Source organism: Pseudomonas sp. MF6751 (genome assembly GCF_016613265.1).
GTDB lineage: Bacteria > Pseudomonadota > Gammaproteobacteria > Pseudomonadales > Pseudomonadaceae > Aquipseudomonas > Aquipseudomonas fluorescens_BV.
Map to the genome: position 1 here is coordinate 54,487 of NZ_JAENSV010000003.1, position 26,628 is coordinate 81,114.

Sequence of the window (26,628 nt, forward strand, 5' to 3'; positions counted from 1 at the left end):
GTCGTTTCCGCTTGGGCACCTGAGAATTCTGGCTATGAGGCGGATAGACGGGCGTAGCTCTTCAGCTACGCGGGTGAGTCAACCGCGGTGTCGAGACTCCACTGCCTTGCGCAGGGTGTCGATCAACGCCTGGATACGGGCGTGCTGCATCTTCATCGATGCTTTGTTGACGATCAGGCGGGAGCTGATGTCAGCGATAAAATCCTGGGGCTCCAAACCGTTGGCGCGCAGGGTGTTGCCGGTGTCGACCACGTCGATGATCTTGTCGGCCAGGCCGATCAGCGGTGCCAGCTCCATGGAGCCGTAGAGCTTGATGATATCGACCTGGCGGCCTTGTTCGGCGTAATAGCGCTTGGCAACGTTGACGAACTTGGTGGCGACCCGCAGGCGGCCCTTGGGTTCGACATCACCGACGCGGCCGGCGGTCATCAGTTTGCACAGGGCGATGCGCAGGTCCAGGGGCTCGTACAGGCCCTGGCCGCCGTATTCCATCAGCACGTCCTTGCCGGCAACACCCAGGTCGGCGGCGCCATGTTCAACGTAGGTCGGCACGTCGGTAGCCCGCACGATCAGCAGGCGTACGTCGTCCTGGGTCGTGGGGATGATCAGCTTGCGGCTCTTGTCCGGATTCTCGGTCGGCACGATGCCCGCTTCAGCCAGAAGCGGCAACGTGTCGTCAAGGATGCGGCCCTTGGACAGTGCGATGGTCAACATGGGAAATGTCAGTCCTTCATCAGGCTATTGCTGTCCGGTCGCAAACGGCGCCAGACACAGATCGAGGCCATGACAGCCTCGATTTGAAACAAACCAGTCAACAACAAACTGTGGCGAGGGAGCTTGCTCCCGCTGGGACGCAAAGCGGCCCTCGAAGAGCGGGACTGCTACGCAGTCCAGCGGGAGCAAGCTCCCTCGCCACAAACAGGGACTAGCCCGGTACGCGGCGAATCTTCGCGCCGAGCATCTGCAGTTTCTCTTCGATGCACTCGTAACCACGGTCTATGTGGTAGATGCGGTCGATCAGGGTGTCACCTTCGGCGCACAGTGCCGAGATTACCAGGCTGGCCGAGGCACGCAGGTCGGTTGCCATTACTGGCGCGCCCTTGAGCTTGTCGATGCCGGTGACGATGGCGGTGTTGCCTTCGACCTGGATCTTGGCGCCCATGCGGTGCAGTTCATACACGTGCATGAAGCGGTTTTCGAAGATGGTCTCGATCACGGCACCGGTGCCTTCGGCAATCGCGTTCAAGGAGATGAACTGCGCTTGCATGTCGGTCGGGAACGCCGGGTACGGAGCGGTACGCACGTTGACGGCTTTTGGCCGCTTGCCGTGCATGTTCAGCTCGATCCAGTCTTCGCCGGTGGTGATCTCTGCGCCGGCTTCCTTGAGTTTTTCCAGGACGGCTTCCAGGATGGTCGGATCGGTGTCCTTGACCTTCACACGGCCACCGGTCACGGCAGCGGCAACCAGGTAGGTACCGGTCTCGATGCGGTCAGGCATGACTTTGTAGGTGGCGGTGTGCAGACGCTCTACACCATCAATAGTGATGGTGTCGGTGCCAGCACCGGAAACCTTCGCGCCCATGGCGTTGAGGAAGTTGGCCAGGTCGACCACTTCCGGCTCGCGTGCGGCGTTCTGCAACACGCTGCGACCGTTGGCCAGGGCAGCGGCCATCATGATGTTCTCGGTACCGGTGACGCTGACGGTATCAAAGAAGAAGTTCGCGCCGCGCAGGCCGCCTTCCGGCGCCTTGGCCTTGATGTAGCCGCCTTCGACGTCAATGACTGCGCCCATGGCCTCAAGGCCACGGATGTGCAGGTCGACCGGACGCGAACCAATGGCGCAACCGCCAGGCAAGGCTACTTCGGCTTCGCCGAAACGGGCAACCATAGGGCCCAGCACCAGGATCGACGCACGCATGGTTTTCACCAGTTCGTACGGAGCGACCAGGGTCTTGATGGTGCGTGGGTCGATTTCGACGGCCAGCTTCTCGTCGATCACCGGCTCAATGCCCATGCGACCGAACAACTCGATCATGGTGGTGATGTCGTGCAGGTGCGGCAGGTTGGCCACAGTCACCGGGCCATCGCACAGCAGGGTCGCTGCCAGGATCGGCAAGGCGGAGTTTTTCGCACCGGAAATGCGAATCTCGCCATCAAGGCGGGCACCGCCGGTAATAATCAATTTATCCATAAGAATCTCGACGCCTTGGGGGCTCAGGTGCGCTCGGCCCAGGCCGCGCGGCTGAAAAATTTCATAGTGACCGCATGGATGCTGCCATCGGTGATCCATGGGTTCAAATGGGCATAGATCTGCTGCTGACGCTTGACCGGGCTCAATGCCGCCAGTTCATCGCTAATCACGTTCAGCTGGAAATTGCAGCCTTCGCCTTCGACTTCTACAGTCGTTTCAGGCAGCTTTCCTTCAAGGAAGCTCTTAACTTCTAGGGCCTGCATGCTCAACCTCTATCGGCGCCCAGTGCGCACGGGTCGCACATCATACAAAAAAGCCCCGCGCCTGCGAACCCCGCATAGCAGGACTCTGACGGAGGGCTTCTTTAATAATGTGTATCAGGGATGCGCCAGCAGCTCGGTCAAACCGGAAACTTCGGCAATCTCGCGCATGTCTTCTGGTAACGCACGGATGCTGACCGGCTTTTTCGCCGCCTCGGCATCACGCATGAAGCACAGTAACAACGACAGGCCGACGCTGCTGGACTTGGTCACCGCCGAGCAATCAAGCACCAGCTCTGGCGCCTTGCAGGCCTTGATCAGCGCCTGGCCCTGCTTGCGCAGGTCAGGCCCGGTGCGGTAATCCAGCACGCCGCTGAGGAACAGCTCGCCGGCGTCGCCGATACGAACAGCCGACTCGGTCATTGCGCAGGCTTCCCGGCAGCTTTGTCGGTTTCTTCCTTGGCCTTGGCCACTTCACCGGCCCAACCATTGATGGTCTTGTCCAGATCGTTGCCATTGCGCTGCATCGCGTCGGCGAACTGATCACGGAACAGCTTGCCGATGTTGATACCGTTGATGATCACGTTACGCAGTTTCCACTCACCGTTGATCTTCGTCAGGGTGTAGGACACAGGGTACACGGCGCCATTGCTGCCGGAGACTTTCATCCCGACTTCGGCACGGTCGCCCGACTCGTCCTTGGGCGCATCAACGATAATGCCCTGGTTGTTGTATTCCAGCAGAGCGTTACCGTAGAACTGGAACAGCCCCTTCTTGAAGTTTTCCTGGAACGTCTGCATTTGCGCAGGCGTAGCTTTGCGCGAATATTTGACCGTCATGATGCTTTTGGAGATGCCTTCAGCATCGACCACAGGGCCAACGATCGTGTTGAGCGCGTTGTAGAACCTGGAAGGGTCTTGCTTGTACTGTTCTTTATTAGCCTTGAGGTCAGCCAGCATTTTGCTGGTGGTGTCCTGTACCAAATCGTGGGCAGAACCTGCCGCGTTGGCCATCATCGGCAATGCTGCAAGCAGTACCAGCAGGCCACGTCGCAAGGTAGAGATCATGAACAGATTCCTCATTTAGCGTCTTTATTGACCGTATTGAGTAAAAATTTCCCGATCAGGTCTTCGAGCACCAGCGACGACTGTGTGTCGTGGATGGTCGAACCATCCGTGAGCAGGGCTGTTTCCCCACCCACGCTGACCCCGATGTACTTCTCGCCCAGCAAACCCGCAGTGAGGATAGATGCCGTGGAGTCAGTTGGCAGATTATCTACCTTCTTGTCCAGTTGCATCGTCACCCGACCGGTAAAGCTGTCGCGATCCAGATCGATTGCCGTGACCTTGCCGATGGTGACACCGGCCATGGTCACTTTGGATCTGACCGTCAAACCGGCGATATTGTCGAAGTACGCGTAAAGTTTATAGGTATCGGCGGTAGGGCTGGCCGAAAGGCCGCTGACTCGCAGGGCAAGCAACAGTAAAGCCAGGATGCCAGCCAGCAAGAAAAGGCCGACACCGATTTCCACAGTGCGGTTTTGCATCAGAAATCTCCAAACATCAAGGCGGTCAAAATGAAGTCAAGGCCCAGTACCGCCAACGAAGCGTATACAACGGTCTTGGTAGTGGCACGGCTGATCCCCTCTGAAGTGGGCTCACAGTCATAGCCTTGGAATACGGCAATCCAGGTCACCACAAAGGCAAAGACAATGCTCTTTATGATGCCGTTGAGCACGTCACCGGTGAAGGTCACGCTGTTTTGCATGTTGGCCCAGTAGGAGCCGTCGTAGACCCCCAGCCAGTCAACCGCCACCCACGAACCACCCCAGATACCCACCACACTGAAGATCATTGCCAGCAGTGGCAGGGAAATGAAGCCGGCCCACAGGCGCGGGGCAACAATGTACTTGAGCGGGTCCACGCCGATCATTTCCAGGCTGGACAGCTGCTCAGTGGATTTCATATTGCCGATTTCAGCGGTCAGCGCCGAACCTGCACGCCCCGCGAACAACAAGGCGGTAACCACCGGGCCAAGCTCACGCAACAGGGTCAGGGCCACCATCTGCCCTACCGCCTGCTCCGAGCCGTAGCTGGACAGGATATTGAAACCCTGCAGCGCCAGCACCATGCCGATGAATACGCCGGAGACCACGATGATCACCAGGGACATCACCCCCACCGAGTGCAGCTGCTTGACCAGCAGGCCAAAGCCGCCGCCGATACCGCCGCGCCCCAGCAAGGCGTGAAACAGGAAAATGGTCGAACGCCCCAGCACTTCGACGATGTCGATGCCCGAGCGACCGAAAAGGCGAACCTTCTCGATAAGAGATGTCTTGCGCATCAGCGCTTCCCCAGAAGATCTGAGCGGTAGTCCGCTGCCGGAAAGTGAAAAGGCACCGGGCCATCGGGGTTGCCGGTCATGAATTGGCGAATGCGCGGGTTATCGGCGTTCATCAACTCTTCAGGCGTACCCTGCCCCAGCACCTGACCATCACCCACTACATACAGGTAGTCGGCGATGCTCGCGGTTTCGGCCAGGTCGTGGGAAACCACGATACTGGTGATCCCCAATGCATCGTTGAGCAGGCGGATCAGGCGCACCAACACGCCCATGGCGATCGGGTCCTGACCTACGAATGGCTCGTCATACATGAGGATCTGTGGGTCGAGGGCAATCGCCCGCGCCAAGGCGACACGGCGCTTCATGCCGCCGGACAACTCGTCCGGCATCAGGTCGATGGCGCCGCGAAGCCCTACGGCCTGCAGTTTCAACAACACGATGTCACGAATCATCTCATCGGACAGCTGGGTGTGCACCCGCAGCGGGAAGGCTACGTTTTCGAACACATCGAGGTCGGTGAACAGCGCGCCGCTCTGAAATAGCACGCCCATATGCTTGCGCGCATCGAACAGATCGCTGCGCGACAGCGTTGGCAGGTTCTGGCCGTTGACCCACACTTCCCCGGCACTGGGGCGCAATTGCATGCCCATCAGACGCAACAGGGTGGTCTTGCCGCAACCGGAAGGCCCCATGATGCCCGTGACCTTGCCGCGAGGAATGCGAATATCGACGTTATTGAAGATGCTGCGCGTACCGCGCTTGAAGGTAAGACCCTTCAGCTCGACCGCGTAGGCGTTATCGGCACTCATCTAATCTCCTTGGGATGCAGCCTTTCACTCAGACACCATGTGTGCGACTTTGGTTTTCAACAGATGCGCAATAGTTGAGCACATGGGTTGGGCGGACCGAACTGGCGGCGAACTATATCACTGCTGGTACAGAGCCCCCAAGGCCGGAACAGCGCTGGTTCAGATTTGAGACAGGGAAAAAACGTTGCTTGCTATGTTACCGACGGTGGTTTTCAGTTATCCCGCGCACAAAGCCTGACGAACTTGCGTGAGGGAATTGATCATTACCGCTATAATCGCCGACTTTTCGTCAGGCTATACGATTTCAGACATGAGCCAATCCAGCGACCTTATTCAATCCGCACAACGCACCATACGCCTTGAGCTTGAAGCCGTAGAGGGCTTGCTGGCGCATATCGACGCGGATTTCGTGCGCGCCTGCGAGATGATTCTGGCCAGCAAGGGCCGCGTTGTGGTGGTCGGCATGGGCAAGTCCGGCCACATTGGCAACAAGATCGCAGCGACCCTGGCGAGCACCGGGACCACCGCGTTTTTCGTGCACCCGGCCGAAGCCAGCCACGGCGACATGGGCATGATCACCAAGGACGACGTGATCCTCGCCCTGTCCAACTCCGGTACTACCAACGAAATCGTGACCCTGCTGCCGCTGATCAAGCGCCTGGGCATCCAGATGATCAGCCTCACTGGCAACCCTGAGTCAACGCTGGCCAAGGCCGCCGACGTGAACCTGAACGTGCACGTAGCCCATGAGGCCTGCCCGCTGAACCTGGCGCCCACCTCCTCCACTACCGCCGCGCTGGTAATGGGCGATGCCCTGGCGGTGGCACTGCTGGAGGCCCGCGGGTTTACGGCCGAGGACTTCGCATTTTCCCATCCGGGTGGCGCACTGGGCCGTCGCCTGCTGCTGAAAGTGGAAAATGTCATGCATCGCGGCGCCGAGCTGCCGAGCGTTCCACGCGGCACCCTGCTCAGGGATGCGCTGATGGAAATGACCCGCAAGGGCCTGGGCATGACTGCCATCGTCGAAACCGATGGCCGACTGGCAGGGATATTCACCGACGGTGACCTGCGTCGCACCCTGGACCGCACCATTGATATCCATACCGCGACCATCGACGCAGTGATGACCCCTCACGGCAAGACCGCGCGCGCCGAAATGCTCGCGGCCGAAGCGTTGAAAATCATGGAAGATCACCGCATAGGTGCTCTTATCGTGGTCGACGACGATGACCGGCCGATCGGGGCCCTTAACCTTGGCGACTTGCTGCGCGCAGGAGTGATGTAAATGAACAGCGACCTGTTGCAACGCGGTAAAGACATCAAGCTGGCGATTTTCGACGTTGACGGCGTGCTGACCGATGGCCGCCTGTACTTCCTCGAAGACGGCAGCGAATTCAAGACCTTCAACACCCTCGACGGCCAAGGCATCAAGATGCTGATGGCAGCGGGCGTGCAAACCGCAATTATCAGCGGTCGAAAAACACCGGTTGTGGAACGCCGTGCACAAAACCTCGGTATTCCTCACCTGTATCAGGGCCGCGAGGATAAACTGGTGGTGCTGGACGAGCTTCTTGGCCAACTCAACCTAAGCTATGAACAAGTCGCCTATCTGGGCGACGACCTGCCAGACCTGCCGGTGATTCGCCGGGTGGGCCTGGGCATGGCCGTCGCAAATGCCGCGGCGTTTGTCCGCGAACACGCCCATGGCATCACCACCGCCCGTGGCGGCGAAGGTGCCGCCCGCGAGTTCTGCGAGTTGATCCTGCGTGCCCAGGGCAGTCTTGAAGCGGCCCACGCCGCCTACCTATAGAGCGTTATATGCTGAGTAAAAAGATTCGCAACTTCCTGTTATTCGGGGTCATCGCCGCGCTGCTCCTGGCGGTGGGCTACTGGAATATCAGCCCGGAGCGCTTTCTCGACAAGCCTGTTGCGCAGGTTGACGAAGGCCTTATCGACTATTACGCCACCAATGCCTACAGCATTCAGTATCTGCCCGACGGCAAGGTGCAGTATGAGATGACATCGGACAAGGTCGAGCACTTGAAGGCTTCCGAAGTCAGCCTGCTGACCAATCCGGACCTGAACCTGTATCGCGGCACCGAATTTCCCTGGCACGTGACCAGCAAGCGTGGCGAAGTCAACCCTGACGGCACCGAAGTTGAACTGATCGACTCGGTTCGCGTCGCACGTACAGACGCGCAGAACCGCGACACCATCATTACCAGCAGTCGCATGACCGTATTCCCACAGAAGCAATATGCGCAGACCGAGCAAGACGTTAGAATCGACGGCGCTGGCGGTGTATCGACTGGCAAGGGAATGAAAGCGTATTTGAAAGAAAGCAGGATACACCTGCTATCGAACGTAAGAGGACAGTATGAGGCTCGTTAAAACTCTCCCTATTTTGCTCGGTCTGGGCGCAGCACTGGGAAGCGTGAGCGCCTGGGCTCTGCCGAACGATAGCCAGCAACCGATCCACATCTCGGCTGACGATGCGCAGCTCGATGACAAGCAAGGTGTCGCCACCTACACCGGCGGCGTGATCATCACCCAGGGCTCGATGAAGATTACCGGCAACACGGTGACCCTGACTCGTACCAAGACCGGCGATATCGATGTGGTGACTTCGGTCGGCAATCTGGCTTATTTCGAGCAGAAGCAGTCCGCTACCGATACGGGCCCCATGAAAGGCTACGGCAAGACTATCCAGTATCACGCCCAGCAGAACCGCATCGTACTGATTGACCAGGCCAAGGTGCTGAGCCCGGACGGCAACTCCACGGAAGGTGAAAAAATCACCTATGACACCGTGAAGCAGATCGCTAACGCCGGTCGCGCCAACGGCAACAAGGTCACCGCACCCCGCCCACGCATCGACATGGTTATCCAGCCGAAGAAGAAGGCCGAGTAATGGCAACCCTGAAAGCCCAGCATCTGGCCAAGGCCTATAAAAGCCGCCAGGTGGTACGCGACGTCAGCCTGTCGATCGACAGCGGCCAGATCGTCGGCCTGCTCGGCCCTAACGGTGCCGGCAAAACCACCTGCTTCTATATGATCGTCGGGCTGGTCCAGGCGGACCAGGGTCGCGTATTGATCGACGACCTGGACGTCAGCCACCAACCCATGCACGGTCGTGCACGGGCAGGTATCGGCTATCTTCCGCAGGAGGCGTCGATCTTCCGTAAACTGTCGGTAGCCGACAACATCATGGCGATCCTCGAGACCCGCAAGGAACTCGATCGCGATGGCCGCCGCCAGGAGCTGGAAAGCCTGCTGCAGGAATTCCACATCAACCATATTCGCGACAACCTCGGCATGAGCTTGTCCGGTGGTGAACGTCGTCGCGTGGAAATCGCCCGCGCCCTGGCGACCGCGCCGAAATTCATCCTGCTGGATGAGCCCTTTGCCGGTGTCGACCCGATTTCGGTAGGTGACATCAAGCAGATCATCCATCACCTCAAGGCCAAGGGCATTGGTGTGCTGATCACCGACCACAACGTGCGCGAGACCCTTGATATCTGTGAAACCGCTTATATCGTCAATGATGGCCAGTTGATTGCCGAAGGCGATGCCGAAACCATTCTGGCCAACGAGCTGGTGAAGGAAGTGTACCTGGGTCACGAGTTCCGCCTGTAAACACAGGGGTATCGCGCTTTTACCTGGAGCGCGCGGGAGTCAATAGAAACCTCGTTTTTTTTATTGTTACCACGCTCTAGGCAAAGGCACCGAGATCAGGCATATAATTTGCTTATGTTTGGCGCTCACGCGCCCTGTCGTGGATGGCGCATTGCGCCGGCGAATAAGGTGTTAAGCCCCTGCCATGAAACCATCGCTAGTCCTGAGAATGGGCCAGCAGCTGACGATGACACCGCAGCTGCAACAGGCCATCCGCCTGCTCCAATTGTCGACCCTGGACCTGCAACAGGAAATCCAGGAGGCCCTGGAGTCCAATCCGATGCTCGAACGCCAGGAAGAAGGCGACGACTTCGATAACGCAGATCCTCTGGCCGATAACATCGAGCAAAAACCCAATTCCGACGTGCAGGAACCCTCCTATCAGGAAACCGCCCCGACGGTGGACAGCCTGGAGGAAGGCGACTGGAACGAACGCATTCCCAACGAGCTTCCCGTGGACACCGCCTGGGAAGACGTCTACCAGACCAGCGCCAGCAGTCTGCCAAGCAGCGATGATGACGAGTGGGATTTCACTACCCGCACGTCGGCGGGCGAGAGCCTGCAGAGCCACTTGCTGTGGCAACTGAACCTGGCGCCGATGTCCGATACCGATCGCCTGATCGCGGTCACCCTGATCGATTGCATCAATAACCAGGGTTACCTGGACGAAACCCTCGACGAGATCCTCGAGGCCTTCGACCCGGAACTGGATATCGAACTGGACGAAATCGAAGCCGTCCTGCACCGCATCCAGCAATTCGAGCCCGCAGGCATCGGCGCACGCACACTCAGCGAGTGCCTGTTACTGCAACTGCGCCAATTACCGGCCAAGACGCCATGGCTCACCGAAGCGCAACGCTTGGTCAGTGACTACATCGACCTGTTGGGCAGTCGCGACTACAGCCAACTGATGCGCCGTATGAAGCTCAAGGAAGATGACTTGCGCCAGGTCATCGAGCTGGTGCAAAGCCTCAACCCGCGTCCGGGCTCGCAGATCGAGTCCAGCGAAGCCGAATATGTGGTGCCCGACGTCATTGTGCGCAAGGACAACGAACGCTGGCTGGTGGAGCTGAACCAGGAGTCGGTACCGCGCCTGCGGGTCAACCCGCAATACGCAGGTTTTGTGCGCCGCGCCGACACGAGCGCCGATAACACCTTCATGCGCAACCAGTTGCAGGAAGCGCGGTGGTTCATCAAGAGCCTGCAAAGCCGCAACGAAACCCTGATGAAAGTCGCAACCCAGATCGTCGAACACCAGCGCGGTTTCCTGGAGTACGGCGACGAGGCCATGAAGCCTCTCGTGCTGCACGACATCGCCGAAGCCGTCGGCATGCATGAATCGACGATTTCCCGGGTTACCACGCAGAAATTCATGCATACCCCACGGGGTATTTATGAGCTGAAATACTTTTTCTCCAGCCACGTCAGCACCTCTGAAGGCGGTGAATGCTCGTCCACGGCGATCCGCGCGATCATCAAAAAACTGGTTGCCGCTGAAAATCAGAAAAAGCCGTTGAGTGACAGCAAGATCGCTGGTTTACTGGAGGCACAAGGCATTCAGGTCGCCCGTCGAACCGTCGCCAAGTACCGCGAGTCCCTAGGGATCGCGCCTTCCAGCGAGCGTAAGCGGTTGATGTGACGGGCGGGCCACAGCGTTCCAGTGGTGGGTATCCCTGCCCACCGCTTTATGCACTGGCAACGAAGGAGAAGCTGTATGCAAGTCAACATCAGTGGACACCAGCTGGAAGTCACCAAGCCCCTGCGTGAATACACCGAGAGCAAACTGAACAAGCTTGCGGGGCATTTTGACAAGATCACCAACGTGCAGGTCATCATGGAGGTCGATAAGCTCAAGCAGAAAATCGAGGCCACCCTGCACGTACCGAATGCCAAGCTCGTCGCCAATGCGGAACATGAAGATATGTACGCGGCCATTGACTCCCTCTACGACAAGCTCGACCGCCAACTCATAAAGCATAAGGAAAAGAATCTGCACCTGATGCAAGGTACAGGTCGTTAACTCTCCCCCCATGATCCGACTTGAAAACATCCTGACCCCCGGCCGTTCCCTCGTGAACGTGCCGGGCGGCAGTAAAAAGCGCGCCCTCGAACAAATTGCCAACCTGATCGCCCGGGAAATTCCGGATCTGGAGATGCAAGATGTCTTCGAAGCTCTGATTGCCCGTGAAAAACTCGGCTCCACCGGTTTTGGCAACGGCATCGCGATCCCCCACTGCCGCCTCAAAGGTTGTGATAAACCTGTGAGCGCGCTGATGCACCTGGACGCTCCGATTGATTTCGACGCCATCGACGGCGCCCCGGTCGACCTGCTGTTTGTGCTGCTGGTCCCGGAAGCCGCCACCGATGCGCACCTGGAACTGCTACGGCAGATCGCCAGCATGCTAGACCGCAAGGATGTACGCGACAAACTGCGCAGCGCCTCCAGCAATGAAGCGTTGTACCAAGTTGTCCTGGATGAACAAAACGGGCAGTAATCATGCGTTTGATCATCGTCAGCGGTCGCTCCGGCTCCGGTAAGAGCACCGCCCTCAATGTACTTGAGGACAACGGCTTCTATTGCATCGACAACCTGCCCGCCGGCCTGCTGCCAGAGCTGGCGGAACGTGCACTGATCCATACCGAATTGGCGCAGCCGCTGGTTGCGGTCTCGATTGATGCGCGCAACCTGCCCAGCCACCTCTCGCGCTTCCCGGAACTGTTGGAAGAAGTGCGTGCCAAGCACATTCATTGCGATGTGCTGTACCTGGATGCCGACGAAGAAACCTTGCTCAAGCGTTTCTCCGAAACCCGTCGACGTCACCCCCTCAGCAGCGCCAACCGCTCCCTGGCTGAAGCCATCGAGGACGAGACCAAGCTGCTCGGGCCAATCATTGACCTGGCCGACCTGAAGATCAACACCACCCATCTCAACCTGTATCAGTTGCGCGACGCAATCAAGCTGCGCCTGCTGAACCAGCCTGAGCCGGGGACGGCGTTCCTGGTCGAGTCGTTTGGCTTCAAGCGGGGCATGCCGGTAGATGCCGACCTTGTGTTCGATGTGCGCTGCCTGCCCAACCCTTACTGGAAGCCGGAGTTGCGCGACCAGTCGGGGCTGGATCAGCCCGTGATCGACTACCTGGCCGCACAACCGGACGTAGAAGAGATGTTCCAGGATATCTCCACCTACCTGCTCAAATGGTTGCCGCGCTTTGCCGCCAGCAATCGAGCCTATGTCACCATTGCCATTGGCTGCACTGGCGGCCACCACCGCTCGGTCTATCTGACTGAACGCCTGGGCCAGGTGCTGCAACAAACCCTCAAGAACGTCCAGGTTCGCCACCGCGACCTTAGCTGAAAGGAACACCACTGCGATGCCGGCTCGGGAAATTGAAATCATCAACAAGCTGGGCTTGCACGCCCGGGCGTCGGCTAAATTCGTCGGCGTGGCCGGCCAGTTCCCCTGCCAGATCCGTGCTGGGCGTACGCCAGAGTCCATGGTCGATGGCAAAAGCATCATGGCGATGATGATGTTGGCGGCCGGCAAAGGCACCAAAATCCATCTGCGCACCGAAGGCGAGCAAGAAGACGAAGCAATGGCCGCGCTGGTCGAGTTGATCAACAACTACTTCGACGAAGGCGAATAACCCCTACTGTAGGAGCGAGCAAGCTCGCTCCTACATGGAACCACCCTTAGCCCAACGCCGTATCCATCACCATCATTAGGCAAAACCCGAGGCACAGCCCAAGGCTGGCGAGCTTTTCATGGCCATTGCGGCGCGATTCGGGGATGACTTCATGAGTCACTACCAGCAACATTGCCCCGGCGGCCAGCGCCAAACCCAGCGGCAATAACACTTCGGCAAGGCTCACCAGCCATGCGCAGAGCACCGCAAATACCGGTTCAACCAAGCCCGATGCAGCGCCAATCAGGAAGGCTTTGATCCGCGACATTCCCGCCCCAGCCAATACCAACGCAATCACTAGCCCTTCGGGTACATCCTGCAAGGCAATGCCCATGGCGAGGCTGTCGGCATCCGCCATGCCTCCGCCCGCGGAAACACCTACAGCCATGCCTTCCGGGATATTGTGCGCAATGATGGCAAACACGAATAACCAAATACGCGGCGGGATAACCGGTTTATCCGGTGTACCCATCAGCATTTCCGGGCTGGCGCCAGAAACCTTGCGGTCTACGAGGTACAGGCCGAACGCCCCGAGCATGATGCCGAAGCTGATCAAGCCACCGGCGCCCCAAGGTGAAAGCCCCAGGCTTTCAGCGGCGGCGATACCCGGCACGACCAGGGAAAAAGCGGTCGCCGCCAGCATCACACCGGCACCAAAGCCCAGCAGGGTATCGCTCAGCGCCATCGGCATGCGCCGAATCACCAACACCGGCACCGCGCCTAGCGCCGTGCCCAGCGCGCAGATCGCTCCACCCTGCAAAGCGCGCAGGATGCGCGGCTCCAGGTTCAACCAGGCCAGCCCATGGGCCACCAATAACGCAATACCTGCCAATAGCAGCAGCGTGCCAAACGCATAACGAAACATTCGTACGCTACCGATCGCCAGTGTTTGAGTGCCCATAGTCGGCCTTAGATCTTGTTATGGAGTGAGTGTCAGGCCAAGGCCGCCTGATAGCGCGCGGCAACTTCCGGCCAGTTGATGACGCTGTAAAAGGCATTGATGTACTCAGGTCGTCGGTTTTGATATCGCAAGTAGTAGGCGTGCTCCCAAACGTCCAGGCCCAGGACCGGTGTATTGCCGCTCATCAGCGGGCTGTCCTGGTTGCCGCTGCTTTCCACCACCAGCGTTTTCTGCGGCGTAACACTCAACCAGGCCCAGCCGCTACCGAAACGCGTCAACGCTGCCTTGGTGAAGGCCTCCTTGAAGCTGTCGAAACCACCCAATTGCTCGTCGATAGCCTTGCCCAGCGCGCCCTCGGGTTTGCCGCCACCTGTAGGTGACATGACAGCCCAGAACAACGAGTGGTTCGCATGCCCGCCTCCTTGGTTGACCACGGCAGCGCGTAATTTCTCCGGCAATGTTTGGACGCTGGACACCAGCTTCTCCACCGGCCAGCCGGCGAACTCAGTGCCCTCGACCGCGGCATTGAGGTTATTGATGTAGGTCTGATGGTGTTTGGTGTAGTGAATTTCCATGGTTTGCGCGTCGATATGCGGCTCGAGGGCATCGTAGGCGTAAGGCAAGGCCGGCAAGGTATAGGTCATATCAATGTGCTCCATAGTGGGACGTGGACGGTGGCGTCGCAGCACTGCCCAGCAGCCGATGAGTGCGTGGGTATTCACCGTGATCGCTGATGAAATTCAGCAGCTCGACGTAGGTCTTGCTGCTCTGGCGCAACGCGGCCTCGCGCAATGACGGGCTGAGGCGTGGGTCCTGCATGGTCTGTAAGAGGCGCTGATGGATAGCGCAGAGGTATTCGGCGCTTTCCTCAGGCTGGTTCAGGCGCAAGTGCAGGTCCGCCAGGTTGTGATGGGAAATGACACAGGCCGCCACTGCTTCGTCGGCATCCGCCCAGCGTTCGAACAACACTTGGGCCAGGGCCAGGGCTTGCAGATAGGCCTCGCGAGCGTCAACCAGCTCACCTGCCATAAAGCAGCGATTGGCCCGTTCGATCGTGCGTTTCCAGTGCTCCATGGTGAGCCTCCAAAGCAGGGTCGTTGATTACACGCCGCCGGCGGTGAGCTTTTCCGGGTCCAACAGGACTTCCAGTTGGCTGCGAGGCAGGTCGGTGTGTTCTAGGGCGACATCGATCACCGGGCGGCCTTGCTGATACGCCTTCTTGGCGATTTCAGCGGCTTTCTGGTAGCCGATGATCGGGTTGAGTGCAGTGACCAGGATCGGATTGCGCGACAGCGCTTCCTTGAGCTTGGGCTCATTGACCTTGAAGCTGGCAATGGCCTTGTCCGCCAGCAACCGGCTGGCATTGGCCAGCAATTCCAGGCTGCTGAGCAGGTTTTGGGCAATGATCGGCAGCATCACATTCAGCTCGAAGTTACCCGATTGGCCGGCCACCGTGATCACTGTGTCATTGCCGATGACCTGGGCGGCTACCATGGCGGTCGCTTCCGGAATGACCGGGTTGACCTTGCCCGGCATGATCGAAGAGCCTGGCTGCAGCGCCTCCAGTTCGATTTCACCCAGGCCGGCCAATGGCCCGGAGTTCATCCAGCGCAGGTCATTAGCGATCTTCATCAGCGACACCGCCGTGGCTTTCAACTGGCCAGAGACTGCAACGGCGGTATCCTGGGAGCCAATCAGCGCAAACAGGTTTTTACCGGGCGTGAACTTCACCCCGGTCAAAAGGCTCAGCTGCTGGCTGAAGCGCCCGGCAAACTCGGGATGCGCGTTGATCCCGGTACCGACCGCCGTGCCGCCCTGAGCCAATGCTTGCAGCGCCGGTAGCAGGTCCTGCAAGTGACCGATATTGGCCTTGAGTTGCTGCGCCCAGCCGTTCAGCACCTGGCTCATGCGCACCGGCATGGCGTCCATCAAATGCGTGCGGCCGGTCTTGATGAACGGGTGAACCGCCTCGGCTTTTTGCTCGATGACTTGCACCAGATGCAGCAGGGCCGGCAGCGTTTGCTCATGCAGCACCAACGCGGCACTGACGTGAATGGTAGTTGGGATGATGTCGTTGCTGCTCTGGCCGCAATTCACATGATCGTTGGGGTTGACCGCCTCGCCCAGCAAACGGCTGGCAAGGGTCGCGATTACTTCATTGGCGTTCATGTTGGAGCTGGTGCCGGAGCCGGTCTGGAAGATATCCACCGGGAAGTGCTGCATGTAGTCGCCTTCCAGCAAGCCTTGGGCGGCATCGACAATGGCCTTGCCCTGCCCTTCGCTGATTTGCTTGAGCTCGACGTTGACCTTGGCCGCGGCTGTCTTGGCCAGGATCAGGGCGCGGATGAATTGCGCCGGCATGGGTTGATGACTGATGGGAAAGTTGTTCACCGCACGCTGTGTTTGCGCGCCATACAACGCTTCTTGCGGCACATGCAGTTCGCCCATGCTGTCTCGTTCGATACGGGTGTCACTCATCATTAGATCCTTGCACCAAGTCAGAAACGGAAATCGAAGGCAGTAATTCGCAGCTCGCCAATTGCCAGGCAAAAGTCTGCCAGCGCTTGAGGCGGCAGGCACAGTGGGAGAGTTTTTCCAGGTCGCGCAGTGGCCGCCAGGCTTGGTCCAGGCACAGGGAACGCCAATGCCAGGGCAATGCGACATCAGCGGCGGTGTCGATCAACAAACGAAATGAGGTTTCAGCGATCGTCCACGGATGGGTTGCGGTGCAACACGCCAGATACCTACCTTCGTTCAGGTAGTGCTCAATCAGGCGGGGTTCATTGGGATCCAGGCCACAGCGAATCTGGCGGCTCATCCAACGCCAGCTTTCCAGATAGGGATCCTCATGCAGGACAGAACTCATGAGCCACACTCATTCGGTAATGATATTTATTATTAAATGATATTGAGAATCAAAACAAGAGCAGCCCATTAATCCTGCTGTGACAAGGCAATAAAAAAGGCGCGCCATCTTTGCGATGGCGCGCCTTTCAGGACGTGCGGGAGGGATTAGCTGCCAGCGACCGTCATGCGTTCGATAAGCACCGAACCCGTGCGAATATTGCTGCGCAGTTCCAGGTCGTTACCCACGGCAACGATCTGCTTGAACATATCGCGCATATTGCCGGCGATGGTCACTTCCTGGACGGCGAACTGAATCTCGCCATTCTCCACCCAGAAGCCCGCCGCACCACGCGAGTAGTCACCGGTGACCATATTCAGGCCATGGCCCATCAATTCAGTCACCAGCAACCCGCGCCCCATCCGCCGCAACAACGCCGCCTGGTCTTCATCACCGTGGGTCACGAACAGGTTATGCACGCCGCCCGCGTTAGCGGTGCTTGGCAGGCCCAGCTTGCGACCGGCATAAGTGCCCAGCACATAGGACACCAGCTCACCCTTCTCGACAAACGGCTTGGCATAGGTCGCCAGGCCATCGCCGTCGAACGACGAACTGCCCATCGCGCGCATCAGATGCGGGCGCTCGTCAATGGTCAGCCACTCAGGGAACAGTTTCTGGCCGATGGCGCCTTCCAGGAACGAAGACTTGCGATACAGGTTGCCACCGGAAATCGCGCCCAGGAAGCTGCCGAATAAACCACCGGCCAGCTCTGCGGAAAACAGCACAGGCACTTCGCAGGTCGGCACCGGGCGCGCGCCCAGGCGGCTCGCAGCCCGTTGCGCCGCACGCTGGCCAATGCTTGCGGGGTCTGCCAGTAAATCGCCTTGGCGGTTTACGTCGTACCAGTAATCACGCTGCATCTGCCCATTGGCTTCGGCGATCATCACGCAACTGAGGCTGTGACGCGTGGAGGCATAACCACCGATAAAACCATGGCTGTTGCCGTAGATGCGGCAACCCTGATGGGTGCTCAAGGTGGTGCCGTCCGCATTCTTGATGCGGGCATCGGCATCGAAGGCTGCCGCTTCGCAGGTCAGCGCCAGCTCGATGGCTTGCTCAGGGGTGATATCCCAGGCATGGAACAGGTCGAAATCCTGCACATCCTTGGCCATCAGCGCCTTGTCGGCCAGGCCCGAGCTTTCATCCTCGGAGGTGTGCTTGGCAATCGCCAGTGCTGCGGCGACGGTCTCGCGAATCGCCTCCGGACCACTGGCCGAGGTGCTGGCCGAGCCTTTGCGCTGGCCTGCATACAAGGTAATGCCAAACCCTTGGTCGCGATTGAATTCAACCGTTTCCACTTCACGCTGGCGCACCGAAGTCGACAACCCTTGCTCCAGCGATACCGCCACTTCACAGGCGCTGGCCCCCTGGCGCTTGGCTTCGGCAAGGATCTGCTCGACTTGTTCCTGCAGTGCCGGTAACGCTTGTGGACCGACGCTTTGGGCTGCACTCATGGTTTTCTCCACTCAAATTCTGCTTTCGGTTAAGGCCATCGAGCGACCGGGCCGGACAAGCGGCCCCCGACTGGTTATCATGGCGGCGTTTCTTTGCGGACTGCCACCATGGTTGATTCTTACGACGACTCCCTCGATGGGGAGAAAAGCAAAACCCAGGTCAAACGTGAGCTGCATGCTCTGGTTGACCTTGGCGAGCGCCTTACAACGCTCAAAAAAGATTTGGTTGCCAAACTGCCACTGACCGACGAAATGCGTCGGGCCCTGGCCGATGCGCCCAAGCACACCGCGAATATCGCGCGTAAACGGCACATCTCGTTTATCGGCAAACTGATGCGCGACCAAGACATTGACGCCATTCTGACTTTGCTCGATCAAACCGATGCCTCCACTCGCCAGTACAACGAACGCTTCCACAACCTGGAACGTTGGCGTGACCGCCTGATCTCGGGCGATGACGCGGTGCTGGAGAAATTCGTACTGGACTACCCGGACGCGGACCGCCAGCAATTGCGCTCCCTGATCCGTCAGGCCCAGCACGAACTGGCGCATAACAAGGCGCCGGCCACCAGCCGTAAAATCTTCAAGTACATCCGTGAGCTGGACGAGACTCAACGCGGTCTGCGCTGATCCTCTTCCCCGGGTGGCGGTCTTCGCCACCCGAAGCTCCGGCTCCTACGATCCCGTGCCACCCACGGTAATCGCATCAATTTTCAACGTTGGCTGGCCGACACCTACCGGCACCGACTGCCCATCCTTGCCGCACGTGCCCACGCCGCTGTCCAACGACAGGTCGTTACCGACCATCGACACCTTGCTCATGGCTTCCGGCCCGTTACCAATCAGCGTCGCCCCTTTGACCGGCGCGGTAATCTTGCCGTCTTCGATCAGGTACGCCTCGCTGGTGGAGAACACGAACTTGCCGCTGGTGATGTCCACCTGGCCGCCGCCGAGGTTGGCGCAGTAGATACCGCGTTTTACCGAGGCAATGATTTCTGCCGGATCGCTTTGACCACCGAGCATGTAGGTGTTGGTCATGCGCGGCATTGGTAGATGCGCATAGGATTCACGACGGCCGTTACCGGTGCGCGCCACGCCCATCAGGCGGGCGTTGAGCTTGTCTTGCATGTAGCCCTTGAGCACGCCGTTCTCGATCAGGGTGGTGCATTCGGTCGGAGTGCCTTCGTCATCGACACTCAGCGAACCACGACGGCCGGCCAGGGTGCCGTCATCGACAATGGTGCACAGCTTGGACGCAACCATTTCGCCCATGCGCCCGCTGTAGGCGGAACTGCCCTTGCGGTTGAAATCGCCTTCCAGGCCATGGCCCACGGCTTCGTGGAGCAACACGCCAGACCAACCCGAACCCAGCACCACCGGCAAGGTGCCGGCCGGCGCCGGAATCGCTTCCAGGTTGACCAATGCCTGGCGCAGCGCTTCACGGGCATAGCCCATGGCACGGTCGTCAGCAAGGAAATAACGGTAGTCGGTGCGCCCACCGCCGCCATGTCCGCCGCGCTCGCGGCGCCCGTTCTGTTCGACGATCACACTCACATTGAAACGCACCAGCGGCCGTACATCCGCCGCCAGCCCACCGTCGGTGGACGCCACGAGGATGCGCTCCCACACGCCAGCCATGCTCACGGTCACTTGCTGGATACGCGGGTCCAGGGCACGGGTGGCTGCGTCGATACGCTTGAGCAGCTCGACCTTTTCCGCACGGCTGATCACTTCCAAGGGGTTATCCGGCGCATACAACTGCGCCACGTCCTGGGTACTGAACGCCTGCACCGTGCCATTCTGCCCGGCACGGGAGATCGAACGGGCGGCACGCGCCGCCAGGCCCAGGGCCTCCAGGGTGATCGCATTGCTGTAGGCAAAGCCGGTTTTCTCACCCGATTGCGCGCGAACGCCTACGCCCTGGTCAAGGTTGAAACTGCCTTCCTTGACGATCCCATCTTCCAGCGCCCAGGACTCGGAAATCTGCCCCTGGAAATACAGGTCAGCCGCATCGATACCCGGCCCGGCCAGATCGCCGAGCACGGTTTGCAGGCTTTCGATGGTCACGCCACCGGGTGCCAGGAGGTGATCACTGACTGAGGACAACAACTCGCTCATAGGTTTGGCCTTAAATTCATCGTTCTGAAGCAGGCCGCTGCGCGCCCTGCGAGAAAAAGCGCCGGTGATTGGCCACCGGCATGCGCGCCCGTATCGACGCCTGTTCACTGCTATCGCGTTCGGCCAGTAACACCGCTTCGCCTTGATCCTGTTGCGCCAGCACTCGGCCCCAAGGGTCGACAATCGCCGCGTGGCCAAAGGTTTCCCGTGGGCCGGGGTGCACACCGCCCTGGGCAGCTGCCAGCAGGTAGCACTGGGTTTCGATGGCACGTGCGCGAATCAGCACATCCCAATGCGCAGCCCCGGTCACCGCCGTGAAGGCCGAGGGCGCGGTAATCAGTTCAGCCCCCGCCGCGCGTAACTCGCTGTACAGCTCGGGGAAACGCAGGTCGTAACACACCGTTAACCCCACACGGCCCACCGGCGTATCCGCCACCACCACTTGGTTACCGAAAGCATAGTCGTCAGATTCGCGATAACGACCGCGAGCATCCGCTACGTCCACATCAAACAGGTGGAGTTTGTCGTAGCGAGCGACTATTTCACCCTGATCGTTGATCAGCAGCGAGCAAGCATTGGGTTTGGCGTGGGGCTGGTCCTTGGGTGGCAGCGGCAAGGTGCCGGCCACTATCCATAAGGTGAGGTCGCGGGCGGCCTGTTTCAACCAGGGCAGCACAGGGCCTTGCCCCAACGCCTCGGCGCGGCCAATGTCGGCCACATCGCGGCGCCCCATGGCGGCGAAATTCTCTGGCAGCACCGCGAGTTTCGCGCCATCGGCCGCCGCCTGCTCCAGCAGGCGACGCGCCTGGGCGAGGTTGGCCAGCACGTCACTCTGGCTGACCATTTGAATTACCGCAAAGGACATGGGCCGACACTCCAGACAGGGCATGGGGCCATGCTACTCCACAGGCTCTCAGTTTGGCTTTTCAAATGGCTTGTCGAAGGTGATTTTTGGATCCTTCCAGGGGCCTTGCACCTTGTATTGCACACTGGCGAAGCGCGAAACCCGGTCACCGATCAGCTTGTCGATCAAAAACAGCGCACCACCAATGGCCGGCGCACCGACAATCAGCGCCGCAATCGGCAGGTTGTTGGTCACAGGCAAGGTGACCAGCAATTTGGCGTCGACGCGATCGGCAACCAGATCCAGGGTGCCGTTAAGCTCCAGATTGGTGGAAGGCCCGGTCATGGTGATGGGCTCGCGGGTCACGAACACGCCATTACTGGCGGCCAACAAGCCTTTGACCCTATCGTAGCTCAAGCCCTTGCCGAACAAGTCGGAAAAGTCCAAACGCAAACGCCGGCCAATGGAGTTGAAGTTAAGCAGGCCAAACACTCGCAATGCCTGGGCCCCGCCCTCCACTTCGACGAACTGACCTTTACGGAACGCGGCATCCAGGCTGCCGGAAAACCGCTTGGGCCCGACCCAGGCAGGCGAGCCCGGCCAGCGGCCATCCACGTCCAGATGAAAGTCTTCGCTGGTCACCGTAGGCGCAAAACCCCAGCCCTTGAGCACGTCGGCAATGTTGCGCCCATCGAGGCGGCCCTTGTACCAACTGCTGCTGGCGCCTGGCGCACCTTCCCAACCCCCAGCGCCCTTGAGCAGCATGCCCTTGAGGCCAAGGTCGAGGTTATTGAAGGCCAGGCCCTTGGCGGTGGGGCGGATTCTCAGCGACCAGGCCCCGATCAGGTCCGAGCCCTGGAACAGCTGGTCGACGGCAATATCCAGTGCCGGAATGCTCTTGGGGTCGATATCGGCCAGCGGGTCCGGCGCGTTTTCGTCCGCCTGCGCGGTCGGGTCTGGCGCAGGCAATTTCACATACTTGAGGTTGACCGCAATCGGCGCGCCTTTGGCGTCCGGCAGGTTCACCGCGCCCTTGGCTTGCTGGCTATCGAGTTGCAGGCCCCAGGCCGCTGGTTTGCGATCGAGCTGCAAGCTGACCTGGTCAAACTGGGTACCAAACCCGGTCAGCTTGCCCACTTTGAAGTCCGCACCGCTGAGCAGTTGCTTGGCGTTGCCACCTGGATCATTGCCCGCGTAGCGATCCACAAGTTTCTTCCAGGGATCGATATCCAGTTCCGACAGCACGCCACGAATGCGCAGGCCCTTGGCACCGGGCAACACGGCATCACCGTCGCCGAGGAACAGTTCGCCACGGCCATCATTGAACTTGTCCGGCGGCGCAGCAAAGGTGAAGTTAGCCAGCTCGCCGTAATCAAACCAGTAACGGCGTTCAGCGCCCTGCAAAGTCATGCGGAAGGTGCTGTCACGTCCCTGGCTGGCCGGCATGCCGAACGGTGCCGGCAGGTCCACTGCGACACCCTTGAGGTTGGAATTGACCATCAACTGGCTGTCCGCGCCGTCCAGGATCACTTGCAACTGGTACGGAATATCGCCGGAGACCGGCAACGGCTGGCTGATTTTCAACCAGTCCGTAAGGCGCTTGACGGTGACCTGGCCATTGGCAGTCACCCGCGTGCTGATATTGCCCGGTTTGCCTTCGGCAAAGATCTGCGCCGTGATGGGGCGGTCGAACGCCTGGGCCGAGATCTTCTGCCCGCTCAGGCCCTTGGCGCTGTCGAAGCGAAAATCACCCTTGAGCTGGGTCAGGTCCAGCGGCGGCTCGGCCAATTGCAGGCGCGCCTTGTCGGTCTTGAAGTCCACCACGATCTTGGGCTCAGTGCCTTTGGCCAGCGGTACGTCCAGGTCCAGGCTACCTTGCAGGTCGCCCTCGCCTTTCCAGCCGGCGAACGTAGACGCCGTGCCGATAGGGGCTTCTTGAAGGATCTTCAGGCCGTCGCCCAAACCGCCGGAGAACCCGCCCGTGAGCAGCAGATGACTGTCCCCGCCCGCTGGGGCGTGGGGGATATTGACGTAGACATCCTTGACCTGGGTGTCGAGCAACTGGCCCTTGCTCGCCAGAATGCGTACGCCGCTCTCCTCGACAAACACTTCGCCATTGACCTTGTTCACATGAGGCCAGCCCGGCTGGAAGGCGAGTTCGGCATCATGCACTTTGAAGAACAGGCTGATATTGCGCGATGCGGGCAGCGCATTGTGGCTGAGCGAACCCTGGTACTGGAAGAAGCCTTCGTCCACCGCGCCCTTGAGGATCGCCGTGCGCAGCCATTCATCCAGCGCCGGGCTCAACACGGCGGGTAGGTACTTGGGGGTGAAACGGCCATCGCCATCGACCATGCCGACCCGCAGGTCCATGTAGTCTTCCTGGCTGTGGTCAAAATGCAGGCGAATCAGGAAGTCCGCCGCCACCTTGCCTTCCTCCCCCAGGACCTTGATATACGGGGCGATCAGGGTGAAGCCTTGCTTGTCCAACTTCCAGGTCAGGCGCGCATTGGCCTGGATGTACTGCCAAGGTTTGGCGAAGATCGGATACAGATGCAAGGAAAAGTCCTTGCTGTCCATGCGCAACTCACCCTGGCCCAGGTCGCCACTGATGCTGCCGGACACATTGCGTGCGGCCGGCGCGCCAAAGTAGGCATCGAAGCCGACACGCTCCAGGTTGGCGGCAAAACTGAGTTTGCGGTCGGTGGTGTCTTGCGGTCGGAAGTCCACCAGCACATTGCGTAACAGGCCAGTGGCTTTGAGGTGTTCGACGGCCTTGGCGAAACCGTCTGGCAGCGGCGCCAAGGCGTTGAGCAACGGGGTAATGGGCGTCAGGTCGAGGCGGTCGGCCTGCAATTTCCACACTTCCTGTTCCTTGTCGGTGGCCAGGCTTTGCTGCAATTGCAGGCGCGACTCCCAACGGGTTTCGCCAATGTTCATCGCCAGGGAATCAAACAGCACCTTGAGGCCAGCGTCACTGCGCTGCAGGTAGGCGGTCAGGGCCAGGTTTTCAAGATGCACCGGCTTACGGTCGGCGTAACTGCCCTTCACTTGGGGCGAATTGAGGTGTACCGCCGCGCTTTGCACCGTGCCTTTGGCCCAACTGAGCCAAAACTCGCCGCCGGCCTTCAATTGCGTCAGCTTCCATTGCTGGGTCAGTTTGGCGGGAATCCACTTTGCCCAGTCGCTCTGCGGCAGGCTCAGGTAGGCATCGACCTCAGCGTCTTGCCACTGGCTGGCACGAATGCGGCTACGCAGGCTGACCGCCAACGGTTGGCCATCGGGCAATGTCAGGCGAGCGTCCAGACGCTGCTGGCTCATGCCGGTATGCAGGCTCAGGCCCACATAAGTCACGGTCACTGGTGCCTGGTCGAAGGGTTGCAGGGTCACCTGGCTGTCCAGCACCGACACGCGCTTGACCATTTGCATGCGCGTCAGCAGCTGTTGCGGGTCCAACGGCTGGTCGTCCTGCACCGGCAAGCCTTGCAGGGTCCAGCGGCCGTCCTGGTCTTCCTTGACACTCAGTTGCAAGCCACTGACTTGCAGATGGGCGATACGCACTTCGCGGGCCAACAGGCTGGCCCACATATCCGGCACCACTTCCACCTGGTCCAGGCGCAAGGCACTGCTGCCCTCGCCGACCATGACGTCGTGGGCCAGCAATACCGGGGCAAACCCGCTCCAGCGGCCTTCAAGGCTACCGATATGCAGCGGCGTATCCAGCGCAGCCTGGGCTTTGGCCTCGACTTCGGCGCGGTATTCGGCCACCAGCGGGGTGAGTTCGCGCCCCAGGCTCACGTACACCGCCGCCAATACCAGCAACAACGCACACAGGCCCAGACTCCAACGGGTCAAAGCGGCAAAAAAGCGTATCAGACGCTCCATGTCAGGCGACCCTCAAAAAACAGTTAGCGGACGGCAGATCAAGGTCTGCCGGTCTCGAAGAAAGTGCACAGTTGGGGATCAGAGCAACACCACGTCGTATTGTTCCTGTGAATACATGGTTTCGACCTGGAAGCGAATGGTGCGACCGATAAAACTTTCCAGCTCGGCGACGTTACCGGACTCTTCGTCCAGCAGGCGATCCACCACCTTCTGATTGGCAAGCACTCTATAACCTTCGGCCTGATAGGCGCGTGCCTCGCGCAGGATCTCGCGGAAAATCTCGTAGCAAACCGTTTCCGGGGTCTTCAGTTTGCCGCGCCCCTGGCAACTGCTGCACGGCTCGCACAGTACCTGTTCCAGGCTTTCACGGGTGCGCTTGCGGGTCATCTGCACCAGGCCCAACTCGGTGATGCCGATGATGTTGGTCTTGGCGTGATCGCGCTCCAGTTGTTTTTCAAGCGTACGCAGCACCTGGCGCTGGTGCTCTTCATCTTCCATGTCGATGAAGTCGATGATGATGATGCCGCCCAGGTTGCGCAGACGCAGTTGGCGGGCGATAGCGGTAGCCGCCTCGAGATTGGTTTTGAAGATGGTCTCTTCAAGGTTGCGATGGCCCACGAAGGCACCGGTATTGACGTCGATGGTGGTCATGGCTTCTGCCGGGTCCACCACCAGGTAGCCGCCGGACTTGAGTGGCACCTTGCGCTCCAGGGCTTTCTGGATTTCGTCTTCGACGCCATACAGGTCGAATATCGGCCGCTCGCCAGGGTAGTGTTCCAGGCGATCAGCGATTTCTGGCATCAACTCAGCGACAAATTGCGTGGTGCGCTGGAAGGTTTCCCGTGAGTCGATGCGAATTTTCTCGATCTTCGGGCTGACCAGATCGCGCAACGTGCGCAACGCCAGGCCAAGGTCTTCATAAATGACGCTGGGCGCACCGATGGTCTTGATCTGCGCGTCGATTTGGTCCCACAAGCGCCGCAGGTAGCGAATATCCATGAGGATCTCGTCAGCGCCAGCGCCTTCGGCGGCGGTGCGCAGGATAAACCCGCCCGCTTCCTTGATACCCTCGGCGGCGACGCAGTCGCTGACCACCTTCTTCAGGCGCTCGCGCTCGGCTTCATCTTCGATCTTCAAGGAAATGCCCACATGGGCAGTGCGCGGCATGTACACCAGGTAGCGCGAGGGAATCGACAACTGGGTGGTCAAGCGGGCGCCCTTGGAACCAATGGGGTCCTTGGTGACTTGCACCACCAGGCTCTGGCCCTCGTGCACCAGAGCGCTGATGCTTTCCACCGCAGGGCCCTCGCGCAAGGAAATTTCCGAGGCATGGATAAACGCTGCACGGTCCAGGCCGATGTCGACGAAGGCCGCCTGCATGCCCGGCAATACGCGCACCACCTTGCCTTTGTAGATATTGCCGACGATCCCGCGCTTCTGGGTGCGCTCGACATGCACTTCTTGCAGAACACCGTTCTCTACCACCGCCACGCGCGATTCCATCGGCGTGATATTGATCAGAATCTCTTCACTCATGGCTGGGTCTCGTTCAGGCGTTTT

29 protein-coding genes are annotated in these 26,628 nt (G+C 59.6%); 11 read left to right on the forward strand and 18 right to left on the reverse strand.

Annotation, left to right across the window (positions count from 1 at the left end; translation table 11 throughout):
• Positions 1-78: 78 nt before the first annotated feature.
• The 8 genes from hisG to JJD66_RS03725 form a co-directional block, all read right to left on the reverse strand.
• Positions 79-714 (reverse strand): ATP phosphoribosyltransferase, encoded by a 636-nt coding sequence (gene hisG / locus JJD66_RS03690; RefSeq protein ID WP_003188599.1) that lies wholly within the window; start codon positions 712-714, stop codon positions 79-81.
• Positions 715-925: 211 nt separating this feature from the next.
• Positions 926-2,191 carry a UDP-N-acetylglucosamine 1-carboxyvinyltransferase gene (murA, locus tag JJD66_RS03695; protein WP_034126315.1) on the reverse strand — a complete coding sequence of 422 codons (1,266 nt, stop codon included), beginning with the start codon at positions 2,189-2,191 and terminating at the stop codon, positions 926-928.
• Positions 2,192-2,214: 23 nt separating this feature from the next.
• The gene (locus JJD66_RS03700; RefSeq protein ID WP_003188597.1) at positions 2,215-2,454 is read right to left on the reverse strand and encodes a BolA family protein; all 240 of its coding nucleotides are present in this window, start codon (positions 2,452-2,454) and stop codon (positions 2,215-2,217) included.
• 114 nt (positions 2,455-2,568) lie between these two features.
• Complete coding sequence (locus tag JJD66_RS03705; RefSeq protein WP_105225788.1) at positions 2,569-2,874, reverse strand: STAS domain-containing protein; 306 nt, start codon at positions 2,872-2,874, stop codon at positions 2,569-2,571.
• The gene (locus JJD66_RS03710; protein WP_054919319.1) at positions 2,871-3,518 is read right to left on the reverse strand and encodes an MlaC/ttg2D family ABC transporter substrate-binding protein; all 648 of its coding nucleotides are present in this window, start codon (positions 3,516-3,518) and stop codon (positions 2,871-2,873) included. Before JJD66_RS03710 ends, JJD66_RS03705 begins: the two co-directional genes overlap by 4 nt.
• An 11-nt stretch (positions 3,519-3,529) precedes the next feature.
• Positions 3,530-3,997, reverse strand: coding sequence for an outer membrane lipid asymmetry maintenance protein MlaD (gene mlaD / locus JJD66_RS03715; RefSeq protein ID WP_200647600.1), 468 nt, complete (start codon positions 3,995-3,997; stop codon positions 3,530-3,532).
• Positions 3,997-4,794 (reverse strand): lipid asymmetry maintenance ABC transporter permease subunit MlaE, encoded by a 798-nt coding sequence (gene mlaE / locus JJD66_RS03720; protein ID WP_003188592.1) that lies wholly within the window; start codon positions 4,792-4,794, stop codon positions 3,997-3,999. Before mlaE ends, mlaD begins: the two co-directional genes overlap by 1 nt.
• Positions 4,794-5,603, reverse strand: coding sequence for an ATP-binding cassette domain-containing protein (locus tag JJD66_RS03725; protein WP_003188590.1), 810 nt, complete (start codon positions 5,601-5,603; stop codon positions 4,794-4,796). Before JJD66_RS03725 ends, mlaE begins: the two co-directional genes overlap by 1 nt.
• 310 nt (positions 5,604-5,913) lie before the next feature.
• Here JJD66_RS03725 and JJD66_RS03730 point away from each other — a divergent pair, with 310 nt between their 5' ends.
• The 10 genes from JJD66_RS03730 to JJD66_RS03775 all read left to right on the forward strand — a co-directional run bounded on the left by JJD66_RS03730 (position 5,914) and on the right by JJD66_RS03775 (position 12,922).
• Complete coding sequence (locus JJD66_RS03730) at positions 5,914-6,888, forward strand: KpsF/GutQ family sugar-phosphate isomerase (protein ID WP_034126314.1); 975 nt, start codon at positions 5,914-5,916, stop codon at positions 6,886-6,888.
• On the forward strand, positions 6,889-7,413 hold the full coding sequence (locus JJD66_RS03735) for a KdsC family phosphatase (protein WP_054897015.1): 525 nt from the start codon (positions 6,889-6,891) through the stop codon (positions 7,411-7,413).
• Positions 7,414-7,421: 8 nt separating this feature from the next.
• A complete protein-coding gene (gene lptC / locus JJD66_RS03740; protein WP_014716937.1) occupies positions 7,422-7,994 on the forward strand; it encodes an LPS export ABC transporter periplasmic protein LptC in 573 nt (190 codons plus the stop codon).
• Positions 7,981-8,514, forward strand: coding sequence for a lipopolysaccharide transport periplasmic protein LptA (lptA, locus tag JJD66_RS03745; protein WP_032893554.1), 534 nt, complete (start codon positions 7,981-7,983; stop codon positions 8,512-8,514). The genes lptC and lptA overlap by 14 nt, the downstream gene beginning before the upstream one ends.
• Complete coding sequence (lptB, locus tag JJD66_RS03750; RefSeq protein ID WP_003188582.1) at positions 8,514-9,239, forward strand: LPS export ABC transporter ATP-binding protein; 726 nt, start codon at positions 8,514-8,516, stop codon at positions 9,237-9,239. Before lptA ends, lptB begins: the two co-directional genes overlap by 1 nt.
• A gap of 184 nt (positions 9,240-9,423) precedes the next feature.
• Positions 9,424-10,917 carry an RNA polymerase factor sigma-54 gene (locus tag JJD66_RS03755; RefSeq protein WP_200647601.1) on the forward strand — a complete coding sequence of 498 codons (1,494 nt, stop codon included), beginning with the start codon at positions 9,424-9,426 and terminating at the stop codon, positions 10,915-10,917.
• Positions 10,918-10,992: 75 nt separating this feature from the next.
• Positions 10,993-11,298, forward strand: a complete 306-nt coding sequence (gene hpf / locus JJD66_RS03760; protein WP_003171804.1) for a ribosome hibernation-promoting factor, HPF/YfiA family — start codon at positions 10,993-10,995, stop codon at positions 11,296-11,298.
• A gap of 10 nt (positions 11,299-11,308) precedes the next feature.
• On the forward strand, positions 11,309-11,773 hold the full coding sequence (ptsN, locus tag JJD66_RS03765; protein WP_034126311.1) for a PTS IIA-like nitrogen regulatory protein PtsN: 465 nt from the start codon (positions 11,309-11,311) through the stop codon (positions 11,771-11,773).
• A gap of 2 nt (positions 11,774-11,775) precedes the next feature.
• Entirely contained in the window at positions 11,776-12,633 is an 858-nt protein-coding gene (gene rapZ, locus JJD66_RS03770; RefSeq protein ID WP_198715670.1) for an RNase adapter RapZ, read from the forward strand.
• Positions 12,634-12,649: 16 nt separating this feature from the next.
• Positions 12,650-12,922: an HPr family phosphocarrier protein gene (locus JJD66_RS03775; protein ID WP_198715669.1), complete on the forward strand. Its 273-nt coding sequence runs from the start codon at positions 12,650-12,652 to the stop codon at positions 12,920-12,922.
• Positions 12,923-12,968: 46 nt separating this feature from the next.
• Here the strand turns inward: JJD66_RS03775 and JJD66_RS03780 are convergent, their stop codons facing one another.
• From JJD66_RS03780 to pmbA, 6 genes are all read right to left on the reverse strand, one after another.
• On the reverse strand, positions 12,969-13,862 hold the full coding sequence (locus tag JJD66_RS03780) for a ZIP family metal transporter (RefSeq protein WP_200647602.1): 894 nt from the start codon (positions 13,860-13,862) through the stop codon (positions 12,969-12,971).
• Positions 13,863-13,894: 32 nt separating this feature from the next.
• Positions 13,895-14,506 carry a superoxide dismutase gene (locus JJD66_RS03785; RefSeq protein ID WP_200647603.1) on the reverse strand — a complete coding sequence of 204 codons (612 nt, stop codon included), beginning with the start codon at positions 14,504-14,506 and terminating at the stop codon, positions 13,895-13,897.
• Between the two features lies 1 nt (position 14,507).
• Positions 14,508-14,936, reverse strand: a complete 429-nt coding sequence (locus JJD66_RS03790) for a hypothetical protein (RefSeq protein WP_034126307.1) — start codon at positions 14,934-14,936, stop codon at positions 14,508-14,510.
• A 27-nt stretch (positions 14,937-14,963) separates the two neighbouring features.
• Positions 14,964-16,340 carry a class II fumarate hydratase gene (locus JJD66_RS03795; protein WP_072447087.1) on the reverse strand — a complete coding sequence of 459 codons (1,377 nt, stop codon included), beginning with the start codon at positions 16,338-16,340 and terminating at the stop codon, positions 14,964-14,966.
• Positions 16,333-16,728, reverse strand: a complete 396-nt coding sequence (locus tag JJD66_RS03800) for a hypothetical protein (RefSeq protein ID WP_003188570.1) — start codon at positions 16,726-16,728, stop codon at positions 16,333-16,335. Before JJD66_RS03800 ends, JJD66_RS03795 begins: the two co-directional genes overlap by 8 nt.
• A gap of 146 nt (positions 16,729-16,874) precedes the next feature.
• The gene (gene pmbA / locus JJD66_RS03805; protein WP_198715666.1) at positions 16,875-18,221 is read right to left on the reverse strand and encodes a metalloprotease PmbA; all 1,347 of its coding nucleotides are present in this window, start codon (positions 18,219-18,221) and stop codon (positions 16,875-16,877) included.
• Positions 18,222-18,329: 108 nt separating this feature from the next.
• Here pmbA and yjgA point away from each other — a divergent pair, with 108 nt between their 5' ends.
• Positions 18,330-18,851 (forward strand): ribosome biogenesis factor YjgA, encoded by a 522-nt coding sequence (gene yjgA / locus JJD66_RS03810; protein ID WP_003188568.1) that lies wholly within the window; start codon positions 18,330-18,332, stop codon positions 18,849-18,851.
• Between the two features lie 45 nt (positions 18,852-18,896).
• On the opposite strand, the gene tldD is transcribed toward yjgA, so the two are convergent.
• The 4 genes from tldD to rng form a co-directional block, all read right to left on the reverse strand.
• Entirely contained in the window at positions 18,897-20,339 is a 1,443-nt protein-coding gene (tldD, locus tag JJD66_RS03815; protein WP_003188566.1) for a metalloprotease TldD, read from the reverse strand.
• A 16-nt stretch (positions 20,340-20,355) separates the two neighbouring features.
• Positions 20,356-21,204: a carbon-nitrogen hydrolase family protein gene (locus JJD66_RS03820; protein ID WP_014716924.1), complete on the reverse strand. Its 849-nt coding sequence runs from the start codon at positions 21,202-21,204 to the stop codon at positions 20,356-20,358.
• A gap of 48 nt (positions 21,205-21,252) precedes the next feature.
• On the reverse strand, positions 21,253-25,068 hold the full coding sequence (locus tag JJD66_RS03825; RefSeq protein WP_200647604.1) for a YhdP family protein: 3,816 nt from the start codon (positions 25,066-25,068) through the stop codon (positions 21,253-21,255).
• A 78-nt stretch (positions 25,069-25,146) separates the two neighbouring features.
• A complete protein-coding gene (gene rng / locus JJD66_RS03830; protein WP_003188562.1) occupies positions 25,147-26,604 on the reverse strand; it encodes a ribonuclease G in 1,458 nt (485 codons plus the stop codon).
• Positions 26,605-26,628 lie beyond the last annotated feature (24 nt).

What these genes read in the sequence shown, in the direction of transcription:
- hisG (WP_003188599.1), bottom strand. Translation starts at nt 714, where the DNA reads ATGTTGACCATCGCACTGTCCAAGGGCCGCATCCTTGACGACACGTTG.
- murA (WP_034126315.1), bottom strand. Translation starts at nt 2,191, where the DNA reads ATGGATAAATTGATTATTACCGGCGGTGCCCGCCTTGATGGCGAGATT.
- JJD66_RS03700 (WP_003188597.1), bottom strand. Translation starts at nt 2,454, where the DNA reads ATGCAGGCCCTAGAAGTTAAGAGCTTCCTTGAAGGAAAGCTGCCTGAA.
- JJD66_RS03705 (WP_105225788.1), bottom strand. Translation starts at nt 2,874, where the DNA reads ATGACCGAGTCGGCTGTTCGTATCGGCGACGCCGGCGAGCTGTTCCTC.
- JJD66_RS03710 (WP_054919319.1), bottom strand. Translation starts at nt 3,518, where the DNA reads ATGATCTCTACCTTGCGACGTGGCCTGCTGGTACTGCTTGCAGCATTG.
- mlaD (WP_200647600.1), bottom strand. Translation starts at nt 3,997, where the DNA reads ATGCAAAACCGCACTGTGGAAATCGGTGTCGGCCTTTTCTTGCTGGCT.
- mlaE (WP_003188592.1), bottom strand. Translation starts at nt 4,794, where the DNA reads ATGCGCAAGACATCTCTTATCGAGAAGGTTCGCCTTTTCGGTCGCTCG.
- JJD66_RS03725 (WP_003188590.1), bottom strand. Translation starts at nt 5,603, where the DNA reads ATGAGTGCCGATAACGCCTACGCGGTCGAGCTGAAGGGTCTTACCTTC.
- JJD66_RS03730 (WP_034126314.1), top strand. Translation starts at nt 5,914, where the DNA reads ATGAGCCAATCCAGCGACCTTATTCAATCCGCACAACGCACCATACGC.
- JJD66_RS03735 (WP_054897015.1), top strand. Translation starts at nt 6,889, where the DNA reads ATGAACAGCGACCTGTTGCAACGCGGTAAAGACATCAAGCTGGCGATT.
- lptC (WP_014716937.1), top strand. Translation starts at nt 7,422, where the DNA reads ATGCTGAGTAAAAAGATTCGCAACTTCCTGTTATTCGGGGTCATCGCC.
- lptA (WP_032893554.1), top strand. Translation starts at nt 7,981, where the DNA reads ATGAGGCTCGTTAAAACTCTCCCTATTTTGCTCGGTCTGGGCGCAGCA.
- lptB (WP_003188582.1), top strand. Translation starts at nt 8,514, where the DNA reads ATGGCAACCCTGAAAGCCCAGCATCTGGCCAAGGCCTATAAAAGCCGC.
- JJD66_RS03755 (WP_200647601.1), top strand. Translation starts at nt 9,424, where the DNA reads ATGAAACCATCGCTAGTCCTGAGAATGGGCCAGCAGCTGACGATGACA.
- hpf (WP_003171804.1), top strand. Translation starts at nt 10,993, where the DNA reads ATGCAAGTCAACATCAGTGGACACCAGCTGGAAGTCACCAAGCCCCTG.
- ptsN (WP_034126311.1), top strand. Translation starts at nt 11,309, where the DNA reads ATGATCCGACTTGAAAACATCCTGACCCCCGGCCGTTCCCTCGTGAAC.
- rapZ (WP_198715670.1), top strand. Translation starts at nt 11,776, where the DNA reads ATGCGTTTGATCATCGTCAGCGGTCGCTCCGGCTCCGGTAAGAGCACC.
- JJD66_RS03775 (WP_198715669.1), top strand. Translation starts at nt 12,650, where the DNA reads ATGCCGGCTCGGGAAATTGAAATCATCAACAAGCTGGGCTTGCACGCC.
- JJD66_RS03780 (WP_200647602.1), bottom strand. Translation starts at nt 13,862, where the DNA reads ATGGGCACTCAAACACTGGCGATCGGTAGCGTACGAATGTTTCGTTAT.
- JJD66_RS03785 (WP_200647603.1), bottom strand. Translation starts at nt 14,506, where the DNA reads ATGACCTATACCTTGCCGGCCTTGCCTTACGCCTACGATGCCCTCGAG.
- JJD66_RS03790 (WP_034126307.1), bottom strand. Translation starts at nt 14,936, where the DNA reads ATGGAGCACTGGAAACGCACGATCGAACGGGCCAATCGCTGCTTTATG.
- JJD66_RS03795 (WP_072447087.1), bottom strand. Translation starts at nt 16,340, where the DNA reads ATGAGTGACACCCGTATCGAACGAGACAGCATGGGCGAACTGCATGTG.
- JJD66_RS03800 (WP_003188570.1), bottom strand. Translation starts at nt 16,728, where the DNA reads ATGAGTTCTGTCCTGCATGAGGATCCCTATCTGGAAAGCTGGCGTTGG.
- pmbA (WP_198715666.1), bottom strand. Translation starts at nt 18,221, where the DNA reads ATGAGTGCAGCCCAAAGCGTCGGTCCACAAGCGTTACCGGCACTGCAG.
- yjgA (WP_003188568.1), top strand. Translation starts at nt 18,330, where the DNA reads ATGGTTGATTCTTACGACGACTCCCTCGATGGGGAGAAAAGCAAAACC.
- tldD (WP_003188566.1), bottom strand. Translation starts at nt 20,339, where the DNA reads ATGAGCGAGTTGTTGTCCTCAGTCAGTGATCACCTCCTGGCACCCGGT.
- JJD66_RS03820 (WP_014716924.1), bottom strand. Translation starts at nt 21,204, where the DNA reads ATGTCCTTTGCGGTAATTCAAATGGTCAGCCAGAGTGACGTGCTGGCC.
- JJD66_RS03825 (WP_200647604.1), bottom strand. Translation starts at nt 25,068, where the DNA reads ATGGAGCGTCTGATACGCTTTTTTGCCGCTTTGACCCGTTGGAGTCTG.
- rng (WP_003188562.1), bottom strand. Translation starts at nt 26,604, where the DNA reads ATGAGTGAAGAGATTCTGATCAATATCACGCCGATGGAATCGCGCGTG.